Below are 19113 nucleotides of genomic sequence, written 5' to 3' on the forward strand. Positions count from 1 at the left end.
CAACCGGGGCGCACCGCGTCCGACCTTTTCTCCAATGATCAAGACATTCATCGACAAACTGCTCGGCAAATCGGGTGGAGCCAGTGCCAGCGCCAAGACGCGCTTCGGCAAGCGCCAGGAAGTCCCGGCCAGCGTGCACGGCATCGACGCCAATCTGGTCGACGAACGCGCCAAGAACGTGGTGACGACCCTGCAGGACGCCGGCTACGAGGCCTACGTCGTGGGCGGCGCGGTGCGCGACCTGCTGCTGGGCCTGCGGCCGAAGGACTTCGACGTGGCGACCAACGCCACGCCGGAGCAGGTGAAAAGCCTGTTCCGCCGTGCCTTCATCATCGGCCGGCGCTTTCGCATCGTGCACGTGGTGTACGGCCGCGGCCGCGAGCACGAAGTCATCGAGGTCTCGACCTTCCGCGCCTACATGGACAACGCGGCGGCCGAGCAGGTCAAGGGCAATGAGCGCACCAGCAAGGGCGAGCTCGCGGGCATGACCCACGCCGTCGATTCGAGCGGCCGCGTGCTGCGCGACAACGTCTGGGGCCCGCAGGAAGAAGACGCGGCGCGCCGCGACTTCACCGTGAACGCCATGTACTACGACCCGGCCAGCGGCATCGTGGTGGACTATCACAACGGCATCAAGGACGCCAAGAAGCTGGTGCTGCGCATGATCGGCGACCCGATCACCCGCTACCGCGAAGACCCGGTGCGCATCATCCGCGCGATCCGCTTCTCGGCCAAGCTGGCCGCCCTGGGCTTCGAGATCGAGCCCAAGACCGCCGCGCCGCTCATCGCATCGAGCAAGCTGCTGGCCGACGTGCCGCAGAGCCGCCTGTTCGACGAAATGCTCAAGCTGCTGCAGACCGGCCACGCCGTGGCCACCATCGCCCAGCTGCGCAAGCTGGGCCTGGCGACCGGCATCTACCCGCTGCTCGACGTGGTGGTGGAGCGCGCGGAGCAGCCCTTCGTGAAGGCCGCCCTGATGGACACCGACCGCCGCGTCGGCGAAGGCAAGCCGGTGGCGCCGAGCTTCCTGCTGGCCTGCGTGCTGTGGGCCGACGTGCGCGACGGCTGGGCGCAGCGCCTCGAAGGGCGCCACGGCCAGCGCGGCCAGCCGGCCTTCCCGGCGCTGCAGGATGCGATCGACGACGTCTTCAACACCCGCATCGGCGACGTGTCGGGCCGCGGCAAGCTCGGCGGCGACATGCGCGAGATCTGGATGATGCAGCCGCGCTTCGACAAGCGCGTCGGTGCCACGCCCTACAGCCTGGTCGAGCAGGCGCGCTTCCGTGCGGCCTTCGACTTCATGCGGCTGCGCGCCGACGTGGGCGAGGTGAGCGAGGCCATCGCCGAGTGGTGGCAGGAATTCAGCACCGCCGACGACCTGCGCCGGCAGGACCTGCTCGACCAGGTCCGCGAAGAACAGAAGGCGCCGACCCGCACCCGCGTGCGCGCCAAGCCGGCCCCACGCACGGATCGCACGGAGGCGCCCGCTGCCGTCGGGTCGGACCGCGATGAGCCCGAGCGTGACGAGACAGATGACGCCGGCGAGACCGCCGGTGCGGTGCCGCCCGACGGCGAGGCACCGCGCAAGCGCCGGCGGCGCCGCAAGCCGCGTACCGGCGGCGGCGCGGGTGGCGCGGGTGAAGGCGGGGCCGCCTGACGTTGCGGCCATGACCGTGGCGTTCGTGGCGCTCGGCGCCAACCTGGGTGATGCGCCGGCGACCGTGCGCATCGCGATGAAGCAGATCGACATGATTCCGCGCACGCGGGTCACGGCGCGTTCTTCGCTCTACCGCACGGCGCCTTTCGAGGCGAGCGGGCCCGACTTCATCAACGCGGTGGTGGCCATCGACACGGGCCTGGCGCCCGAGGCTCTGCTCGACGCGCTGCAGCGCCTGGAGCAGCACGCCGGGCGCGAGCGCCCGTACCACCATGCGCCCCGCACCCTCGACCTGGACCTGCTGCGCCACGGCGACACGGTGCTGGCAACGCCCCGGCTCACCCTGCCGCATCCGCGCATGAACCAGCGCGCCTTCGTGCTGGTGCCACTGTCGGAAATTGCGCCCGAATTGGTGTCGGCGCAGCAACTCGCGGCCGTGGCCCACCAGGCCATCGAGCGGCTGTGAGGCGCCACCGGTGCCGCCGCTGCTCTACGTCCTCGACCTGATCGGCGTGGCCGTGTTCGCGGTCAGCGGCGTGCTCGCCGCCGGCCGCGCGGGCCTCGATCTGCTGGGCGTGGTCGTGATCGCGGCCGTCACCGCCATCGGCGGCGGCACGCTGCGCGACCTGCTGCTGGGGCGGCATCCGATCTTCTGGATCCGCGATACGCGTTACCTGCAGGTCATCCTCTCGAGCGCGGTGGCCACGGTGATTTACGTCCACTACTTTCCCCCGCCCGGCATCGCGCTGTTGCTGGCCGACGCGCTCGGGCTCGCGCTCTTCGCCATCACCGGCGCGCAGATCGCCGAAGCGGCCCGCCTGTCGCCGCTCATCGTGGTGTTGACCGGCACCATGACCGGCGCGGCCGGGGGCGTGCTGCGCGATGTGCTGACCAACCGCGTGCCGCTGCTGCTGTCGGGCGACATCTACGGCTCGGCCGCCATCGGCGGCATTGCGCTCTACCTGCTGCTGCAGCGCTGCGGCATGGCGCGCCGACCCGCTTTCTACATCGGCTTCGCGGTCATCGCCGGCCTGCGCCTGGGCGGTATCTACGCCCGCTGGAACCTGCCGACCCTGCAGCTCCCCGGCTGAGCGGGTGGCGCGGCTCGCGCCCTTACACTCCCGGCTGTCACGAAATCGTCATCACGACGACACACGCATCGAATAAGGAGCCAACGTCATGTTCGGCAAGCTGCTGCCCCGAGAGGGCAATTTTTTTGAGATGTTCAACCAGCACGCCGAACGCATCGTCGAAGCGGCGCGTGCTTTCGAGAACCTGGTCGCCAACTACAACGACCTGCACCTGCGCGAACAGTACAACCGCGACGTCGACAACGCCGAGCGCGCGGCCGACCGCGTGACGCACGACGTCAACCGGCTGATCCACAAGACCTTCATCACGCCGATCGACCGCGAGCAGATCCACAAGCTCATCAATACGATGGACGACGTGGCCGACCTGATCCAGGACTCGGCGGAGACGATGGCGCTGTACGACGTGCGCCACATGACCGAAGAGATCGTCCGCCTCACCGCGCTGAGCGTGAAGTGCTGCGACCGCCTGAAGGACGCCGTCAAGTACCTCGGCAAGATCGCGGACCCGGCCGTGGCCGAGGCGACGCTCAAGACCTGCGAGGAGATCGACCGGCTCGAATCCGACGCCGACCGCGTGATGCGCAGCGCCATGAGCAAGCTGTTCCGCGAGGAGCCCGACGTGCGCGAGGTCATCAAGCTCAAGGCCATCTACGAGCTGCTCGAGACCATCACCGACAAGTGCGAGGACGTCGCCAACGTGATCGAGGGCATCGTCCTCGAGAACTCCTGAGTCGCGGGGCTGCATGGCAACGGTTCAGGTAGGCCTGTGGGTCGTCGTGCTGCTGGTGCTGCTGGCGATCGCGTTCGACTTCATGAACGGCTTCCACGATGCGGCGAACTCGATCGCCACCGTGGTGTCGACCGGCGTGCTCAAGCCGGCCCAGGCGGTGGCCTTCGCGGCCTTCTTCAACCTCATCGCGATCTTCGTCTTCCACCTCAGCGTGGCGGCGACCGTGGGCAAGGGCATCGTGCATCCGGGCATCGTCGACGTGCACGTGGTCTTCGGTGCGCTGATCGGTGCGATCACCTGGAACCTGGTCACCTGGTACTACGGCATCCCCAGCAGTTCGTCGCATGCGCTCATCGGCGGCATCGTCGGTGCGGTGATTGCCAAGGCCGGCGCGAGCGCGCTGGTGGCGGCCGGCATCTGGAAGACGATCGCCTTCATCTTCGTGTCGCCGCTGCTGGGCTTCGCGCTCGGCTCGGCCATGATGGTGCTGGTGGCCTGGGTGTTCCGGCGCGCCACGCCCTCGCGGGTGGACCGCTGGTTCCGGCGGCTGCAGCTGGTGTCGGCCGGTGCGTACAGCCTGGGCCACGGCGGCAACGATGCGCAGAAGACCATCGGCATCATCTGGATGCTGCTGATCGCCACCGGCCATTCGGGCGCCGACGCACCGCCGACCTGGACCATCGTCAGCTGCTACACCGCGATCGCCCTGGGCACCATGTTCGGCGGCTGGCGCATCGTGAAGACGATGGGTCAGAAGATCACCAAATTGAAGCCCGTGGGCGGCTTCTGTGCCGAGACCGGCGGGGCGCTGACGCTGTTCCTGGCGACGGCGCTGGGCATCCCGGTGTCGACCACGCACACCATCACCGGCGCCATCGTCGGCGTCGGCTCGGTGCAGCGCGCGAGCGCAGTGCGCTGGGGCGTGGCAGGGAACATCGTGTGGGCGTGGATCTTCACGATCCCTGCGTCGGCCTTCGTCGCGGCTTTTGCGTACTGGGTCAGCCTGCAGGTGTTCTGACGGGCTGGTCGCCGATCGAGGCGCGCGCCTTGAAGGTGCTGTCGCCGTAGACACGTCGGAATTCCCAGATCGCGACGGCCAGGCAGGTGATGCCCCAGAACACCGGGTATTCGTAGCCGCCGGTGTTCCAGGTCCAGCCGAAGCCCTTGACCATCTGCAGCGCATAGACCGCCACGGCCAGGGCGCCGGCGGCACCGAGGGCGGCATAGCGGGTGCAGATGCCCAACACCAGCCCGACGCCGGTGGCCACTTCCATGAACGCCGCCAGCCAGACCCAGAACTCGGGCGGCTGGAACCCGGCCTTGGCGAAGAAGCCCACGGTGCCGGCAGACAAGGTGCCGAGCGCGGCGAACTTGCCGAGGGCATGCGGGAACATGAAGGCGCCGCAGATGATGCGCAGGATGTTCTCGCTGCGGGTGAGGTCGAAGTTTTCCAGCTTGATCTTGAAGTCGCTGGCGTACAGAAGTTTCATGCGCTTTCCTTGAGGGTTTGCCCGATGCTAGGTGTGGGTAGAGCGCGCTGCCTTGATAGCCGTCAAGGGCGTTCGTTACTGCGAGATCTTCCGACCCTCTTCCACCTGATGCTCGAAATAGCGCTGGAAGCTGAAGGCGATGCTGGCCATCAGCACCGTGCTGCCGATGAGCAGCGAGACGACCACCGCGCCGATGGTGATCCACCCGGTCTGGCCGGAAGGCGCATCGGCCGGCGCGGCCGCATTGAATCGCGCGTTCCATTTTTCTGCCGTCGTCAGGCCGTAGACGATGGCCGTCAGCGCGCAGCCGGCGATGGTGAAACCCAGCAAGGGGATGAGCGCCCAGCTCAGGCCGTCGTCCAGCCCGTACAGGCGCGCGCGTTCGACGCCGTAGAGGCCCAGGGCGGTCGGAATGGGCAGCAGCCAGCCGAGCATGTCGCCCAGGCCGTGCAGGTAGAAGCGGTGCAGGCCGAGCGGTCCGCCGACGAAGGCGAGCCAGGCGGCCAGGGTCTTGTTCTTCACGCGGTGCTTCATTCAGGCGCCGTGGTGCTGCCGGCGCCCAGCGACTTTTCCATCAGCACCACGTCGCGCCATTGGCCGAACTTCCAGCCGCAGTCCTTGAGCACGCCGACATGCGCGAAGCCCTGGGCCCGGTGCACGCCGACCGACCCGGCGTTGGCCGAGTCGCCGATCACCGCGATGAGCTTGCGCACCCCCGCTGCTTCGGCGGCTTGCGACAGGGCGGCCAGCAGCTGGCTGCCCACGCCCTGGCCGCGCGCGGCGTCGGCCAGGTAGATCGAATCCTCGGCGGAGAAGCGGTACGCCGGCCGTGGCTTGAACCAGTTGCAGTAGGCGAAGCCGAGGACCTGGCCATCGCGCTCAGCCACCAGGTAAGGGAGCTGTTTGGCCAGCACGTCGGCACGGCGCGTGGCCATGTCGTCCGCGCTCGGCGGCTCGGTCTCGAAGGTGCCGGTGCCGTTGCGCACATGGTGCGCATAGATGGCGGCGATGGCGGCGACGTCGTCGTCGCGGCTGGGGCGGATGGTGAGGGGATGCATGGCGGCGGATGCTCGTGGCGGGTGCGGGGAAAAGACAGTGAAAGCGTGCGTGGATGCACGCTCGACACGATTCTGGAGCCAAAAACCGGGCGCGGGCTATAATCGCAGGCTTTTCAGCGTGTCGCTGGCCGGGTGGCCATGTCGCGTGTCTCGACGCTGGAAGAACTCTTGTGGGCGAACCTTGCGGGTTTGCTGCACCACCCGAAGGATAAATCATGGTCGTCATTCGACTCTCCCGCGGCGGCTCCAAAGGTCGTCCGTTCTTCAACATCGTCGTGTCGGACAAGCGCGTTCGTCGCGATGGCCGCTTCATCGAGCGTCTGGGTTTCTACAACCCGACCGCCAAGGAAAACGAAGAAAGCATCCGCATCGCGCAGGATCGCCTGACCTATTGGAAGAGCGTCGGTGCGCAAGCCTCGCCGACGGTCATCCGCCTGATCAAGCAAGCCGCTGCTGCTGCCCCCAAGGCGGCGGCCTAAGCTCGGCCCGGGATGCTGCCCACGCTCGAAGCCGCCGAATTGCCGGCGGATGCGATCGAGGTGGGGCGCATCGCCGACGCCTGGGGCATCAAGGGCTGGTTCAAGGTCCTGCCCCACAGCGCCCAACCCGAGGCGCTCTTCTCTTCGAAGCGCTGGTTCATCCAGCCTTCCGGCCCCGTGGCAGCAGCTCGAGCGCCCGGCGCCTTCCGGCTCGCGATCCGCGAGGCCAAGGAACATTCCAACTGCGTCGTCGCGACATCGGACGACGTGCCTGACCGCACGGCCGCCGAGGCCCTGCGCGGCGCGCGCGTCTTCGTGCCGCGTTCGAGCTTTCCCACGGCGGGCGACGACGAGTACTACTGGGTCGACCTGATCGGCCTGTCGGTGGTCAATCGCGAAGGCATCGTTCTGGGCACCGTGCGCGAACTGCTGGCCACCGGCCCGCAGACCACGCTGGTGCTGAGCGCAGAAGAAGACGGCAAGCCGATCGAGCGCATGCTGCCCTTCGTCTCGGCCTTCGTCGACCAGGTCGACCTGGCGGGCCGTCTCATCACGGTCGACTGGCAGCCCGACTACTGAGCGCCGGCGTCGCCATGCGCTTCGACGTTCTCACGCTGTTCCCCGAATTGTTTGCGCCGCTGCTCACCAGCGGCGTGACGCGTCGCGCCTACGAGTCCAGGCAGGTCGAGCTCGTGTTCTGGAATCCGCGCGACTTTGCGGAAGGCAACTACAAACGTGTCGACGACCGCCCGTTCGGCGGTGGGCCGGGCATGGTGATGCTGGCCGAGCCGCTGTCGGCCTGCCTCGACGCCGCCCTCGCTGCGCGCGGTGCGCCAGCCCCGGTGGTGCTGTTCTCGCCGATCGGCGACACGCTGCGCCACGCAGCGGTCGAAACCTGGGCGGCTGGGGAGGGCGCCGTGCTGGTCTGCGGTCGCTACGAGGGCGTCGACCAGCGCTTCATCGATGCGCGCGTGACGCACCAGATCAGCCTTGGCGACTTCGTGCTGTCGGGCGGCGAGATTGCGGCCATGGCGCTGCTCGACGCGGTCGCGCGACTGCAACCCGGCGTGCTGGGCGACGAGGCCAGCCATGTGCAGGACAGCTTCAATCCCGCGCTCGACGGGCTGCTGGATTGCCCGCACTACACCCGTCCTGAAGTCTGGAACGGCTTGGCCGTGCCGGCTCCGCTGATGTCCGGCCACCATGCGCAGATCGAACGCTGGCGGCGCGACCAGCGCCTGGCGATCTCCGCGGCACGACGGCCGGAGTTGGTGGAAGCGGCGCGTGCAGCGGGCCAGCTCACCAAGGCCGATGAGCTGGCGTTGAAAAAAAAGCTATAATCTTTGGCTCCCCGATCCTCTGGCCGGCCGCGTCATCCAAGAGACGACGCCTTTAGTGCAGCGCGGTCACGATCGAATCCAGGAAATCATGAACCTCATCCAGACCCTCGAGCAGGAAGAAATCGCCCGGCTCGGCAAGACCATCCCTGATTTCATGCCCGGTGACACGGTCATCGTCAGCGTGAACGTCGTCGAAGGCAGCCGCAAGCGCGTGCAGGCCTACGAAGGCGTCGTGATCGCCAAGCGCAATCGCGGCCTCAACAGCGGCTTCACGGTGCGCAAGATCTCCAGCGGCGAAGGCGTGGAACGCACGTTCCAGACCTACAGCCCGCTGATCGCCGCCATCGAAGTCAAGCGCCGTGGCGACGTCCGCCGCGCCAAGCTGTACTACCTGCGTGAGCGCAGCGGCCGTTCGGCACGCATCAAGGAAAAGCTGCCGGGCAAGCGCATGAAGGCTGCCGCCGCTCAGTAAGCTGCGTCTTCCATGCTTCGCAAAAAGCCGCCGATCCGGGCGGCTTTTTGCATTTTGGCGCGGTGCTTGCATGCCTCGGTGATGCGCATGCGGGCGTGTCGTGTACCTTTGAGCCACCTCTCGCGTTGTACCTGTCGAAACTCCGTTCGTTCCTTTGAATCCCATTCCCGCCACCATGGAAGCCGTCGCCCCGATCGAACCCATCAACGCCGTCTCTCTGGCGGCCTTCGATCCGCGCGAAGTGCCGGTGGTGCGTGTCGACAGCGACCTTCCCGCGGTGCCGGCCTCGCAGTTGACGGCGCGTGCCCTGCGTGCCCGTTTCGCGACGCCGCCCGCCTGGACGCCGGAGCTGCGCCGTGAGCCGCGCATCGGTGACCGCGCACCGGCCCAGGCCGCCGTGCTGGTGCCCATCGTGCAGCGCGACGTGCCCACGGTGCTGCTGACCGAGCGTGCAACGCAGATGTCGACGCACTCGGGCCAGGTCGCTTTCCCGGGCGGGCGCGTCGACCCCGAGGACGCCAACATCACCGCCGCTGCGCTGCGTGAAGCGTGGGAAGAGGTGGGCCTGTCGGCCGACTACATCGAGGTGCTGGGCAGCCTGCCGACCTACACCACGGTCACTTCCTTCATCGTCACGCCTGTTATCGCGCTGGTGCGGCCGGGCTTCCACCTGAGCCTCAGCCCGTCGGAGGTGGCCGATGCCTTCGAGGTGCCGCTGGCGCACCTCATGGACCCGGCGAACCATCGGCGCCATGCCATGGTGGGCGAAGGCCTGAATGCGCGGCAGTGGTTCTCCATGCCCTACCAGGACGGGCCTCAGGAGCGTTTCGTCTGGGGTGCGACGGCCGGCATGCTGCGCAACCTCTACCGCTTCCTGTCCGCCTGAAGTAAAGCCCCTCCCCCGAAGCGGCGCACTGCGTGTCGCCGCCGCCCCCTCGAGGGGGCGCACCCAGCGGCCTGGCAAAGCCAGTTCCGCGGGTGCCCCGGTCTCGGCCGACCACTCGCTATCATCGACCGATGAGCTTCTTTGCCATCCTGTGCGCGTTGCTGATCGAGCAGGTGCGCCCGCTCGCAACCCACAACCCGGTCTATGGGGGCGTGCTGGCCTGGACGCGCTGGACCAGCCGCAACTTCGACGCCGGCCAATCGCACCATGGCTGGGTGGCCTGGGCGCTCGCCGTGTTCGTGCCGACCCTGCTGTCGCTGGGCGTGCACTGGCTGCTGGTGCTCACGCTCGGGCTGCCCTTCGCCGTGCTGTGGAGCGTTGCGATGCTCTATGTCACGCTGGGCTTCCGACAATTCAGTCACCACTTCACCGGCATCCGCGATGCGCTGGAAGAGGGCGACGAGCCGCTGGCGCGCTCGCTGCTCGCACACTGGCAGCATGTGGACGCGGCGAACCTGCCGCGCAGCGAGATCGTTCGCCACGTGATCGAGCATTCCGTCATCGCGGCACACCGGCATGTGTTCGGCGTGCTGGCCTGGTTCTCCGTGCTGGCCGCCTTCGGGCTGGGCCCGGCCGGCGCGGTGTTCTACCGCATGAGCGAATTCGTCGCACGCTACTGGGCGCACAAGGATGGCGCCATCGTGCAGCCCTCCAGCGTGTGGGTGCAGCAGGCGGCACGACGCGCCTGGTTGGCCGCAGACTGGCTGCCGGCGCGCATCACGGCACTGGGCTTCGCGGTGGTCGGCAGCTTCGAGGACGCCATCGACAGCTGGCGCAACGATGCCCGCCGCTTCCCCGAGCCGAACGACGGCGTGATCCTCGCAGCCACCTCCGGCGCCGTGAACGTGCGGCTCGGCGGCGGTGGCCTGCGGCCCATGGCGCCGACCGACCCGCTGGCGAGCGCGCAAGTGGTCGATACCGGCTGGACCGACCCGGTCATCGACACCGGCAGCACCGGAGGCCGGGAGCCCGACCTGGGCCATCTGCGCAGCGTGGTCGGCCTGGTGTGGCGATCGGTCGTGATGTGGATGGTGCTGCTGGCCCTGCTGACGCTCGCGCGCCTGCTGGGCTGACCGACGTCGCGCCCTGCCGATGGCCCCCATCCCGACGTTCTGGAGCCCGCGCATCGGCGCGCTCGAGCCCTACGTGCCCGGCGAGCAGCCGCGCATCGAGGGGCTGATCAAGCTCAACACCAACGAGAACCCGTATTCACCGTCGCCGCGCGTGCTCGACGCGGTGCAGGCCGCGGCGGCGAACGGCCTGGAGCGCTACCCCGACCCCGAGTCGGTGGCGCTGCGCGAGGCGGTGGCGGCGTACCACGGCCTGACCCTTGACCAGGTCTTTGCCGGCAATGGTTCCGACGAAGTGCTGGCACACGCCTTCTTCGCCTTCTTCCAGCAGGCCGAGCCGCTGCTGTTTGCCGACGTGACGTACAGCTTCTACCGCGTCTATGCGCAGCTCTACGGCATCGACTGCGCGCTGCAGCCGGTCGACGACGCCTTGAGCATCGATGTCGATGCGATGGCGGCACGGGCCGCGCAGGGTTGCGGCGGCCTCGTGATCGCCAACCCCAACGCCCCGACCGGACGGTCGCTGCCGCTGGCCGACATCGAACGCCTGCTGGCTGCCTGTCCGGCGCGCGTGGTGCTGGTGGACGAGGCCTATGTCGACTTCGGGGCGCAGAGCGCGGTGTCGCTGATCGATCGCTATCCGAACCTGCTGGTGGTGCAGACGCTGTCGAAGTCGCGCTCGCTCGCCGGCCTGCGCGTGGGCTTTGCCTGCGGCCAGGCGCCGCTGATCGACGCGCTGACGCGGGTCAAGAACAGCTTCAACTCTTATCCGATCGATCGCCTGGCGAGTGCCGGTGCCGTGGCGGCGCTGGAGGACGAGGCCTGGTTCCAGCAGACGCGCGACGCGATCGTCGACACGCGAGAAGGCCTGGTGCTGCAACTGGAGGACCTCGGCTTCGAGGTGCAGCCGTCGCATGCCAACTTCGTGTTCGTGCGGCACCCTGCGCACGACGCGGCCGCGCTGGCGGCGGCATTGCGCGAACGAGCCGTGCTGGTGCGGCACTTTCGCCAGCCGCGCATCGATCAGTACCTGCGCATCAGCATCGGCACGCGGGCCCAGTGCAGTGCGTTGGTCGATGCATTGGCTGCCGTGGTCGGCTGAGCCCGACTCTCAGCGGCGGGCGATCACGTCCTGCAGCAGCGCGATGTATTGCGCCACGAAGCGTTCCGGCAGGAACTGAGGCGCACGTTCGCGCGCCAACGCGGCCAGCGCGTGGCGGCGGGCCGGGTTGTTCAGCAGTTCCAGCATGCGGTCGGCCAGCGCCATCGCGTCACCGTTCGGGAAGACCAGGCCGGCCTCGCCGACGCATTCGGCCAGACCGCCCTGCGCGGACACGATCAGGCATTTGCCCGCGGCCATGAGCTCGATCGCCACGCCACCCATGGGTTCGTACCAGACCGAGGGCAGCACGCCGATGCCACCACGGCCGACCCAGTCGACCAGCGCCGGGCCGGACTGCTTGCCGGCGAAGACCACCGCGTCGCCGATCCCGTGTTCCGCGATGATCCGCTCGACGTCGGGGCGCGCACCGCCATCGCCGATCAGCAGCAGGCGCGGGCCGGGGCCGTGCCGCCGCAGCACCTCGGCAAAGGCACGGACCAGCACGTCCACGCCCTTCTCCTGGACCATGCGGCCCATGTAGAAGAACTCGAAGGCGGGGTCCGGCCGGTCGGCGCCGGAGAACTGCGCGATGGGGAAGGGGTTGTAGATCTGGACCTGACGCGGCAGCGGCAGCGCCGTGTCCATCCAGCGTGTGATCGCGACGTTCCGATGCACGGCCAGTTCCGCGACGGCGCGCCGCAGGGCCAGCTTGAGGCCTTCGCGCAGCGCGAAGCCCCAGCCGCTGCGGCGTGCATGGAAGCGCACCGATGCCAGCGGCGTCATCGGTGCCGGTGCGTTGTCGACCCAGCCCAGCCCGTCGATGCAGGCCGCCTGGTAGCCCACGTGCACCCAGACGAAGGGCTTGCGCTGCAGCAGCACCCAGGGCTGCAGCGCGAGGCTGGCGCCGTTGAACAGCACCACGTCGGCCCATCGCACCAGCGCGCGGGCTTCGGCCCGGCCCGGACGGCGAATCACCTCGAACCCGACGTCCGGTGCAACGCCGCCGCCCGCCTCGGACTGCGTCACCACCCGGCACGCGACACCGTTGGCGACGAAGCCTTGCGCCAGCGCCATCGACACCGTCTCCACGCCGCCGAGCGAGGGATGGAAGGCGTGCGAATAGAGCAGGACCTTCATGGGAAGCGTCGCTGGCTCAGTTCGGCGAAGAGCTCGCCGTAGATGCGGTAGCGCGTGGCGTTGATGGCGCCGGCGTGGGTGGCGGAATCGACCTGCGCGATCACGCCGCAGCCCGGCTCGTGCAGGTGCGTGCAGTTGTAGAACTTGCAGTCGTTCGCATGCTCGGCGATGTCGGGCATCAGCCGTGCGAGCTGCATCGGCTCGATGTGGTTGAGACCAAATTCCTGGAAACCGGGCGAATCGATGAGTGCCGTTCGGCGTTCGGCGTCGACCCAGTACAGCGTGGTGCTGGTGGTCGTGTGCTTGCCGGAATTGAGCGCGTAGGAAATCTCGTTGGTCAGGGCCGACGCGCCCGGCACCAGCAGGTTGGTGAGCGTGCTCTTGCCCGCGCCCGAGGGGCCGAGGACGAGCGTCGTCTTGCCGTCGAGCAGCTTCAGGAGCGTCGCACGGTCGACCTCGGCGGAGGCGTTGAGCGACAGCGGCAGCACGCCCTGGTGCATGCGGCGGTACGGTGCCAGCCGGGCCCAGGCGCGCTCGAAGGGCACGACCAGGTCGCTCTTGTTCAGCGCGATGATGGGCGTGATGCGCTCGGCCTCGGCCGCGATCAGTGCGCGCGCCAGCTGGTGTTCCGAGAACTCGGGCTCGGCCGCGATGAGGATCAGCACCTGGTCGAGGTTGGCTGCGAAGGACTTGGTGCGGATCTCGTCCTGCCGGTAGAACAGGTTCTTGCGTTCGACCACCTGCTCGATCGTGCCTTCGTCCTCACTGGCCTGCCAGCGCACGTGGTCGCCGACGACGGCCTGGCTCTTCTTGCCGCGCGGGTGGCAGATCAGGCGCTCGCCCTCGGGCGTCTCGACCAGGCAATGGCGGCCATGGCTCGCGACGACCAGGCCATCGCGCAGTGCCGCTTCGGCTGCGGCGCCGCGTTGCTTAGCCAAGCGCGCGGTCTCCGGTCATTGGAAAACCTTCGTGCTTCGCACTGCGGTGCGCGCTTGCTTGGGGCGGCCCGGCGCTGCGCTCATGCCGCCGCCAGCAACGCGTCGGCCTGCGCCGCGCAGTCGAGGTCGGTCTGCGAGATGCCGGACACGTCGTGCGTGTTGAAGCGCACCACGCAGCGGTTGTAGTGCACCGACAGGTCGGGGTGGTGGTCGAAGCGGTGCGCCACCATCGCCAGCGCGTTCACGAAGGCGATGGTCTCGAAATAGTTCGCGAAGGCGTAGGTCTTCTCGATGGCGACATCGGCATCGTTGCCGGTGAGCTTCCATCCGTCGAGGCGGGCGAGGGCGCTCACGATCTCGGTCGCGCTCAGGGCGCGCCGCGGTGTGGACTTCCAATCCTTGAAGCTGAGCATGCTGGTGCTGGGCATGAATACGATCTCCGGAGGTCAGGCCGCGGCCATGCGCGCAAGGCGCTCGGAGGCAGGCGGGTGCGAGTAATAGAACTGGACAAACAGCGGGTCGGGCGTGAGCGTCGACGCGTTGTCCTGGTAGAGCTTGAGCAGCGCGGCGGCCAGGTCGGTGCCGCTGGTCTGCGCCACGGCATAGGCGTCGGCCTCGAACTCGTGCTTGCGAGAGAGCCAGGCCGGCAGCGGGGCCACGAAGAAAGTGAAGACCGGCACGGCGAGCATGAAGAGCAGCAGTGCCAGCGCGTCGTTGGGCGCGCCCATGTTGGGCTGCACGCCCAGGCCGGCATAGAACCACGACTGGCCCGACACCCAGCCGAGCAGCGCGAAGCCGGCCAGGCTCAGGGCGAACATCGCCGCCATGCGCTTGACGATGTGGCGGCGCTTGAAATGCCCCAGCTCGTGGGCCAGCACCGCCTCGACTTCGCCGGCGTTGAGTTGGCGCAGCAAGGTGTCGTAGAACACCACGCGCTTGCTGGCGCCGAAGCCGGTGAAGTAGGCGTTGGCATGCGCGCTGCGGCGGCTGCCATCCATCACGAACAGGCCCTTGGCCGCGAAGCCGCAGCGCTGCATCAGCGCCGTCACGCGGGCCTGCAGACTGGCATCGTCGAGCGGCCTGAACTTGTTGAAGAGCGGGGCGATGAACGTGGGGTAGACCAGCATCAGCAGCAGGTTGAAGCCCATCCACACGGCCCACGCCCACAGCCACCACAGGTTGCCTGCGGCGCCCATCAGCCAGAGGATGAGTGCCGCGATCGGCAGGCCGATGAGCGCGCCAAGCAGCGTGCCCTTCACGGCGTCGGCCAGCCACAGCCGAAGGGTCATCTTGTTGAAGCCGAAGCGCTCTTCCAGGCGAAAGGTCTGCCACAGCGTGAAGGGCAGGTCGAGCAGGCCGCCGACCAGCGCGAAGGCCGCCAGCAGCGCCAGTTGCTGCAGCATGCCGCCGCCCAGCCAGGCAAGCAGCACCTTGTTGAGGATGTCGAGGCCGCCGAGCAGCGTCCACGCCAGCAGGACGGCCGCACTCCAGGCCATCTCCACCAGGCCGAAGCGGCTCTTGGCGATCGTGTAATCGGCCGCCTTCTGGTGCGCGTCCAGCGTCATGGTCTGGGCGAAGGCGGCGGGCACCGTGTCGCGGTGGCGCGCCACGTGGCGGATCTGGCGCGAGGCCAGCCAGAACCTCACCGCCAGGCCGGCGAGCAGGGCGGCGGCGAACGCATAGGTGAAGGTGAGTGCATCGGACATGGCGGGCCGAGTTTAGCCCCCGCGTCGGCGGGCCCGCTCGGTGCAGGGGCACCTTCGACGACAATCGCCCGATGCCTGAAATCGCCGAATCGACCCCCGCCGCCCCCACCCCCGTGCTGAAGAAAAGCGACCAGAACCTGGTCTGGCTCGACTGCGAGATGAGTGGCCTGGACCCGGAAAAAGAACACCTGCTGGAGATCGCCGTCGTGGTGACCAGCTCCGACCTGTCGGTGCGCATCGAAGGCCCGGTCTTCGTGATTCACCAGAGCGACGCCGTGCTCGACGTTATGGACAGCTGGAACAAGGGCACGCACGGCCGCAGCGGCCTGATCGACAAGGTGAAGGCGTCGACCGTGGACGAGGCCGAGGCCGAGAAGCAGCTGATCGAGTTCATCGGGCGCTACATCCCCAAACAGGGCTCGCCGATGTGCGGCAACACCATCGGCCAGGACCGCCGCTTCCTGGTCAAGTACATGCCCAAGCTCGAGGCCTACTTCCACTATCGCAACCTCGACGTGAGCACGCTGAAGGAGCTGGCCAAGCGCTGGAAGCCGGCCGCCTACAACGCGTTCAAGAAGCAGCAGGCCCACACGGCGCTGGCCGATGTACACGAATCCATCGACGAGCTGGCGCACTACCGCCAAACCTTCCTTCGCCTTGAGGATTAGGTAAAAACCCGAGCCCGTGTCATAATCTCGGGCTTCGCTGCACAGTGCAGCGTTTCTCGCATCTCCCTATCTTGCACACCGCGCCCGATGAACGGGCCGCAGCCAAGGCAGACCTCCGGTACACCGTGGTGCATCGGGGTCAAGGCTCTTGCTGAATGTCGTTGGATGGTTGATGTTTTTAACCACCCGACGGGGCGCCGCTTACGGCAGCGCTCGCGTATGAGCTATCTCTATGACCGACGCTTACCTCCAAGCGCAGGGCGATTTCGCGCCTGTGCAATCCGACGAATTCGCCGTGGCCGGTGAATCCGCTGCTGTTTCGCTTTCCGATTCCGAATCCTCCGGCGCCGACGACATCGTCGTGCTCGACCTGGCCGACGACGTCGCGCCTGAAGTCGAAGCCCCGAAGAAGCCCAACGGCTTCGTCCTGCTGGGCCTGGCGCCCGAGCTGGTCGCCGCCGTGTCCGACCTCGGCTTCGAGCAACCGACCTCCGTCCAGGAAAAAGTCATCCCCCTGGCGATGACCAGCTCCGACGAAGGCAACGCCCGCTTCATCGACCTGCTGGTGTCCAGCCAGACCGGCAGCGGCAAGACCGCCGCCTTCCTGCTGCCCGTGCTGCACACGCTGCTCGCGCAAGAAGCTGAAGCCGCTGCGGCGCTCAAGGCCGAGGCCGACCGCCTGGCTGCCGAAGCCATCGCCCGCGGCGAAGCACCGCCCAAGAAGGCCAAGCGCAAGGACCCGACCAGCAACCGCAACTTCAAGGCCGCCACGCCCGGCGCCCTGATCCTGTGCCCGACGCGCGAACTCGCCCAGCAGGTCGCGCACGACGCCATCGACCTGGTCAAGCATTGCCGCGGCCTGCGCGTGGCCAGCGTGGTGGGCGGCATGCCTTACCAGCTGCAGATTGCCAAGCTGCAGAACGCCAACCTCGTGGTCGCCACGCCGGGCCGCCTGCTCGACCTGCAACGCTCGATGCAGATCAAGCTCGACCAGGTGCGCTTCCTCGTGGTCGACGAAGCCGACCGCATGCTGGACCTCGGCTTTGCCGACGACCTGGCCGAAGTCAACCAGCTCACCATCGAGCGCAAGCAGACGATGATGTTCAGCGCGACCTTCGCGCCGCGCATCCAGCAGCTCGCGACGCGCGTGATGCGCCAGCCGCAAAAGATCCAGATCGACTCGCCGCAAGAAAAGCACGCGAACATCAAGCAAGTGCTGTTCTGGGCCGACAACACCCAGCACAAGCGCAAGATGCTCGACCACTGGTTGCGCGACACCACGATCAACCAGGCCATCGTGTTCGCCAGCACGCAAGTCGAATGCGACGGCCTCGCGAACGACCTGCAGCAGGACGGCTTCAGCGCCGTCGCGCTGCACGGTGCCCTGAGCCAGGGCCTGCGCAACCGCCGCCTGATGGCACTGCGCCAGGGCCAGGTGCAGATCCTGGTGGCCACCGACGTCGCCGCCCGCGGCATCGACGTGCCGACCATCACCCACGTCTTCAACTACGGCCTGCCGATGAAGGCCGAGGACTACACGCACCGCATCGGTCGCACCGGCCGTGCCGGCCGCGACGGCATCGCCGTGACCTTTGCCGAGTTCCGCGATCGCCGCAAGATCATGGACATCGAGCATTACAGCCATCAGCAGTTCAAGGCCGAGACCATTCCTGGCCTGGAACCCCAGCAACGCATGCCGCAATCGCGTCCGCAAGGCAACTTCGGCGGCGCTGGCCGCGACACCCATTCGCGTGGTGGCGAGCGCAAGTTCGGCGGCGGCGGTGCCGGTCCGCGCGGTGGCAACGGCGGCGGCTATGCCGGTGCCAGCAACTTCAACGACCGCGGTCCGCGCGGTGCGGCACCCGGTGCCCGCCCGCACCAAGGCCACAACGCCGGTTTCGGCGGCGGCCGTGACGAAGGCGGCGGCGGTTTCGGCCGCAAGCCGGGCTGGGGCGACAGCGCACCGCGTGGTGCCGGTGGCCCGGGTCGTAGCGAAGGCTTCGCGCCGCGTGGCGAGAGCTTCTCCCCGCGCAACGAAGGCTTCGGCGGTCCGCGTGGCGCAGCCGGCGGCGGCAAGGTGTTCGTGCCGCGCGATGCAGCGAAGCGCGCGTTCAAGCCCAGCCGCTGAGTGATCACCGGCCTTGCGCCGGTTTGATGGCCGGCTTGAGTGATCGGTAAAAACAAAAGGCCCGCCTTCGTCACGAAGGCGGGCCTTTTGTCTTTCCGGGGGAGGGCGTGCGAGGCGCGAGCCTTGCCATGAAAAAAGCCTGCTACCGTGAGGTAGCAGGCTTTTCAACGCTTGCGCGGGTGTTGGTGGTGGGCCCTGAGTGACTCGAACACTCGACCTACGGATTAAGAGTCCGCTGCTCTACCAACTGAGCTAAGAGCCCCTGACTGACATCGACATCGCTGTCATCAGGCAAGACTGCGATTATAGCCATAGAAATCGGGCTGTCGTAGGATGCGCGGCTCCCCCCCGTCAAAAATCCAACAATGGCCACCTCTCTTCCTTCTGCCTCCGAACCGTCGCACGTTGTGATCACCGGCGCTGCCGGCGCGCTCGGGCGTGCCGTGGTTCAGCGTTTCATGAGCGACGGCGTCCGGTTGGCGCTCATCGGTCACAGCGAGCGCCAACTGGTCGATGCCTTTCCGGGACTCGACAACTCGCGCCATCTGCTGATCGCGGCGGACGTGACATCCGACACCGGCATGCAGGCCGCCGCCGGCCAGATCCTTCAAGCCTTCCAGCACGTCGACACCGTCGTGCACGTGGCCGGTGGTTTCGAGATGGGCGCATCCGTGCACACGCTCGATCGCGCCGGTTGGGACCGCATGATGAACCTCAATGCCTGGTCGTTCGTCGCGGTGGCGCAGGCTTTCGTGCCGTCGATGATCGAGCGCCAGGGTGGCAGCGTGATCGCTGTCACGGCCAAGATCGCGGGGCATGGGTTGGCCTCGATGTCCGCGTACATTGCGTCCAAGAGTGCGCTGCAGCGCTTGGTCGAGGCGATGGCGGCCGAGCTGTCGCCGCATGGCATCCGGGTCAACAGCATCGCGCCCAGCGTGCTCGACACGCCTGCCAACCGGCAGGCCATGCCGGATGCGAATCCGGCGGACTGGGTGTCGACCGATGTCGCGGCGCAGACGGTGGCCTTCCTGGCATCTCCCGCCGCCCAGGCGTTGCACGGCCAGCATCTCGCCCTCGACGCCTGAGGGCGGCGCACCA

The 19113-nt window shown here is 67.8% G+C and carries 22 protein-coding genes and 1 tRNA gene; 15 read left to right on the plus strand and 8 right to left on the minus strand.

Features of this window, described 5'->3' with window-relative positions; all coding sequences use genetic code 11:
• Positions 1 to 34 precede the first annotated feature (34 nt).
• From pcnB to ACSFA2_RS07450, 5 genes are all read left to right on the plus strand, one after another.
• Positions 35 to 1657, plus strand: a complete 1623-nt coding sequence (gene pcnB / locus ACSFA2_RS07430) for a polynucleotide adenylyltransferase PcnB (protein WP_435454670.1) — start codon at positions 35 to 37, stop codon at positions 1655 to 1657.
• A gap of 10 nt (positions 1658 to 1667) precedes the next feature.
• Entirely contained in the window at positions 1668 to 2123 is a 456-nt protein-coding gene (gene folK, locus ACSFA2_RS07435) for a 2-amino-4-hydroxy-6-hydroxymethyldihydropteridine diphosphokinase (protein ID WP_435454671.1), read from the plus strand.
• Between the two features lie 10 nt (positions 2124 to 2133).
• Positions 2134 to 2748, plus strand: coding sequence for a trimeric intracellular cation channel family protein (locus tag ACSFA2_RS07440; protein ID WP_435454672.1), 615 nt, complete (start codon positions 2134 to 2136; stop codon positions 2746 to 2748).
• Between the two features lie 88 nt (positions 2749 to 2836).
• Positions 2837 to 3481: a DUF47 domain-containing protein gene (locus ACSFA2_RS07445; protein ID WP_435449468.1), complete on the plus strand. Its 645-nt coding sequence runs from the start codon at positions 2837 to 2839 to the stop codon at positions 3479 to 3481.
• Positions 3482 to 3494: 13 nt separating this feature from the next.
• A complete protein-coding gene (locus tag ACSFA2_RS07450) occupies positions 3495 to 4499 on the plus strand; it encodes an inorganic phosphate transporter (protein WP_435454673.1) in 1005 nt (334 codons plus the stop codon).
• Here the strand turns inward: ACSFA2_RS07450 and ACSFA2_RS07455 are convergent.
• The 3 genes from ACSFA2_RS07455 to ACSFA2_RS07465 form a co-directional block, all read right to left on the minus strand.
• Positions 4480 to 4971, minus strand: a complete 492-nt coding sequence (locus tag ACSFA2_RS07455) for a DoxX family protein (protein ID WP_435454674.1) — start codon at positions 4969 to 4971, stop codon at positions 4480 to 4482. The two genes, ACSFA2_RS07450 and ACSFA2_RS07455, sit on opposite strands and share 20 nt — an antisense overlap.
• 75 nt (positions 4972 to 5046) lie before the next feature.
• Positions 5047 to 5493: a TM2 domain-containing protein gene (locus tag ACSFA2_RS07460; RefSeq protein WP_435454675.1), complete on the minus strand. Its 447-nt coding sequence runs from the start codon at positions 5491 to 5493 to the stop codon at positions 5047 to 5049.
• Positions 5494 to 5501: 8 nt separating this feature from the next.
• On the minus strand, positions 5502 to 6029 hold the full coding sequence (locus tag ACSFA2_RS07465) for a GNAT family N-acetyltransferase (RefSeq protein WP_435454676.1): 528 nt from the start codon (positions 6027 to 6029) through the stop codon (positions 5502 to 5504).
• Between the two features lie 215 nt (positions 6030 to 6244).
• On the opposite strand from ACSFA2_RS07465, the gene rpsP reads away from it, so the two are divergent.
• The 7 genes from rpsP to hisC all read left to right on the plus strand — a co-directional run bounded on the left by rpsP (position 6245) and on the right by hisC (position 11438).
• Entirely contained in the window at positions 6245 to 6508 is a 264-nt protein-coding gene (gene rpsP / locus ACSFA2_RS07470; RefSeq protein WP_262072830.1) for a 30S ribosomal protein S16, read from the plus strand.
• A 12-nt stretch (positions 6509 to 6520) separates the two neighbouring features.
• Positions 6521 to 7087, plus strand: coding sequence for a ribosome maturation factor RimM (rimM, locus tag ACSFA2_RS07475; protein WP_435454677.1), 567 nt, complete (start codon positions 6521 to 6523; stop codon positions 7085 to 7087).
• A 14-nt stretch (positions 7088 to 7101) separates the two neighbouring features.
• On the plus strand, positions 7102 to 7848 hold the full coding sequence (trmD, locus tag ACSFA2_RS07480) for a tRNA (guanosine(37)-N1)-methyltransferase TrmD (protein WP_435454678.1): 747 nt from the start codon (positions 7102 to 7104) through the stop codon (positions 7846 to 7848).
• Positions 7849 to 7936: 88 nt separating this feature from the next.
• Positions 7937 to 8320, plus strand: coding sequence for a 50S ribosomal protein L19 (rplS, locus tag ACSFA2_RS07485; protein ID WP_262072833.1), 384 nt, complete (start codon positions 7937 to 7939; stop codon positions 8318 to 8320).
• 175 nt (positions 8321 to 8495) lie between these two features.
• A complete protein-coding gene (locus tag ACSFA2_RS07490) occupies positions 8496 to 9206 on the plus strand; it encodes a CoA pyrophosphatase (RefSeq protein ID WP_435454679.1) in 711 nt (236 codons plus the stop codon).
• 131 nt (positions 9207 to 9337) lie between these two features.
• Positions 9338 to 10339 (plus strand): CobD/CbiB family protein, encoded by a 1002-nt coding sequence (locus ACSFA2_RS07495; protein WP_435454680.1) that lies wholly within the window; start codon positions 9338 to 9340, stop codon positions 10337 to 10339.
• Between the two features lie 19 nt (positions 10340 to 10358).
• Positions 10359 to 11438 (plus strand): histidinol-phosphate transaminase, encoded by a 1080-nt coding sequence (gene hisC / locus ACSFA2_RS07500; protein WP_435454681.1) that lies wholly within the window; start codon positions 10359 to 10361, stop codon positions 11436 to 11438.
• Positions 11439 to 11447: 9 nt separating this feature from the next.
• Here hisC and ACSFA2_RS07505 read toward each other — a convergent pair whose 3' ends face one another.
• The 4 genes from ACSFA2_RS07505 to ACSFA2_RS07520 form a co-directional block, all read right to left on the minus strand.
• Complete coding sequence (locus tag ACSFA2_RS07505) at positions 11448 to 12575, minus strand: glycosyltransferase family 4 protein (protein ID WP_435454682.1); 1128 nt, start codon at positions 12573 to 12575, stop codon at positions 11448 to 11450.
• Complete coding sequence (gene rsgA / locus ACSFA2_RS07510; RefSeq protein WP_435454683.1) at positions 12572 to 13513, minus strand: ribosome small subunit-dependent GTPase A; 942 nt, start codon at positions 13511 to 13513, stop codon at positions 12572 to 12574. The genes ACSFA2_RS07505 and rsgA overlap by 4 nt, the downstream gene beginning before the upstream one ends.
• A gap of 80 nt (positions 13514 to 13593) precedes the next feature.
• The gene (locus ACSFA2_RS07515; protein ID WP_435454684.1) at positions 13594 to 13941 is read right to left on the minus strand and encodes a 4a-hydroxytetrahydrobiopterin dehydratase; all 348 of its coding nucleotides are present in this window, start codon (positions 13939 to 13941) and stop codon (positions 13594 to 13596) included.
• Positions 13942 to 13959: 18 nt separating this feature from the next.
• Positions 13960 to 15219: a M48 family metallopeptidase gene (locus tag ACSFA2_RS07520; protein WP_435454685.1), complete on the minus strand. Its 1260-nt coding sequence runs from the start codon at positions 15217 to 15219 to the stop codon at positions 13960 to 13962.
• A gap of 71 nt (positions 15220 to 15290) precedes the next feature.
• On the opposite strand from ACSFA2_RS07520, the gene orn reads away from it, so the two are divergent.
• On the plus strand, positions 15291 to 15887 hold the full coding sequence (gene orn, locus ACSFA2_RS07525) for an oligoribonuclease (protein ID WP_435454686.1): 597 nt from the start codon (positions 15291 to 15293) through the stop codon (positions 15885 to 15887).
• A gap of 232 nt (positions 15888 to 16119) precedes the next feature.
• Positions 16120 to 18015, plus strand: coding sequence for a DEAD/DEAH box helicase (locus ACSFA2_RS07530; RefSeq protein ID WP_435454687.1), 1896 nt, complete (start codon positions 16120 to 16122; stop codon positions 18013 to 18015).
• Positions 18016 to 18201: 186 nt separating this feature from the next.
• On the opposite strand, the gene ACSFA2_RS07535 is transcribed toward ACSFA2_RS07530, so the two are convergent.
• Positions 18202 to 18277 (minus strand) — tRNA-Lys (locus ACSFA2_RS07535).
• A 103-nt stretch (positions 18278 to 18380) separates the two neighbouring features.
• Here ACSFA2_RS07535 and ACSFA2_RS07540 point away from each other — a divergent pair.
• Positions 18381 to 19100 carry an SDR family NAD(P)-dependent oxidoreductase gene (locus ACSFA2_RS07540; RefSeq protein WP_435454688.1) on the plus strand — a complete coding sequence of 240 codons (720 nt, stop codon included), beginning with the start codon at positions 18381 to 18383 and terminating at the stop codon, positions 19098 to 19100.
• The last annotated feature ends 13 nt before the right edge of the window (positions 19101 to 19113 follow it).

This window comes from Variovorax cryoconiti (genome assembly GCF_051216395.1).
Lineage (GTDB): Bacteria > Pseudomonadota > Gammaproteobacteria > Burkholderiales > Burkholderiaceae_C > Variovorax.

What these genes read in the sequence shown, in the direction of transcription:
- orn (WP_435454686.1), top strand. Translation starts at nt 15,291, where the DNA reads ATGCCTGAAATCGCCGAATCGACCCCCGCCGCCCCCACCCCCGTGCTG.
- folK (WP_435454671.1), top strand. Translation starts at nt 1,668, where the DNA reads ATGACCGTGGCGTTCGTGGCGCTCGGCGCCAACCTGGGTGATGCGCCG.
- trmD (WP_435454678.1), top strand. Translation starts at nt 7,102, where the DNA reads ATGCGCTTCGACGTTCTCACGCTGTTCCCCGAATTGTTTGCGCCGCTG.
- rpsP (WP_262072830.1), top strand. Translation starts at nt 6,245, where the DNA reads ATGGTCGTCATTCGACTCTCCCGCGGCGGCTCCAAAGGTCGTCCGTTC.
- ACSFA2_RS07530 (WP_435454687.1), top strand. Translation starts at nt 16,120, where the DNA reads ATGACCGACGCTTACCTCCAAGCGCAGGGCGATTTCGCGCCTGTGCAA.
- ACSFA2_RS07465 (WP_435454676.1), bottom strand. Translation starts at nt 6,029, where the DNA reads ATGCATCCCCTCACCATCCGCCCCAGCCGCGACGACGACGTCGCCGCC.
- ACSFA2_RS07540 (WP_435454688.1), top strand. Translation starts at nt 18,381, where the DNA reads ATGGCCACCTCTCTTCCTTCTGCCTCCGAACCGTCGCACGTTGTGATC.
- ACSFA2_RS07515 (WP_435454684.1), bottom strand. Translation starts at nt 13,941, where the DNA reads ATGCCCAGCACCAGCATGCTCAGCTTCAAGGATTGGAAGTCCACACCG.
- ACSFA2_RS07490 (WP_435454679.1), top strand. Translation starts at nt 8,496, where the DNA reads ATGGAAGCCGTCGCCCCGATCGAACCCATCAACGCCGTCTCTCTGGCG.
- ACSFA2_RS07505 (WP_435454682.1), bottom strand. Translation starts at nt 12,575, where the DNA reads ATGAAGGTCCTGCTCTATTCGCACGCCTTCCATCCCTCGCTCGGCGGC.
- pcnB (WP_435454670.1), top strand. Translation starts at nt 35, where the DNA reads ATGATCAAGACATTCATCGACAAACTGCTCGGCAAATCGGGTGGAGCC.
- ACSFA2_RS07455 (WP_435454674.1), bottom strand. Translation starts at nt 4,971, where the DNA reads ATGAAACTTCTGTACGCCAGCGACTTCAAGATCAAGCTGGAAAACTTC.
- hisC (WP_435454681.1), top strand. Translation starts at nt 10,359, where the DNA reads ATGGCCCCCATCCCGACGTTCTGGAGCCCGCGCATCGGCGCGCTCGAG.
- rplS (WP_262072833.1), top strand. Translation starts at nt 7,937, where the DNA reads ATGAACCTCATCCAGACCCTCGAGCAGGAAGAAATCGCCCGGCTCGGC.
- ACSFA2_RS07445 (WP_435449468.1), top strand. Translation starts at nt 2,837, where the DNA reads ATGTTCGGCAAGCTGCTGCCCCGAGAGGGCAATTTTTTTGAGATGTTC.
- ACSFA2_RS07495 (WP_435454680.1), top strand. Translation starts at nt 9,338, where the DNA reads ATGAGCTTCTTTGCCATCCTGTGCGCGTTGCTGATCGAGCAGGTGCGC.
- ACSFA2_RS07450 (WP_435454673.1), top strand. Translation starts at nt 3,495, where the DNA reads ATGGCAACGGTTCAGGTAGGCCTGTGGGTCGTCGTGCTGCTGGTGCTG.
- rimM (WP_435454677.1), top strand. Translation starts at nt 6,521, where the DNA reads ATGCTGCCCACGCTCGAAGCCGCCGAATTGCCGGCGGATGCGATCGAG.
- ACSFA2_RS07520 (WP_435454685.1), bottom strand. Translation starts at nt 15,219, where the DNA reads ATGTCCGATGCACTCACCTTCACCTATGCGTTCGCCGCCGCCCTGCTC.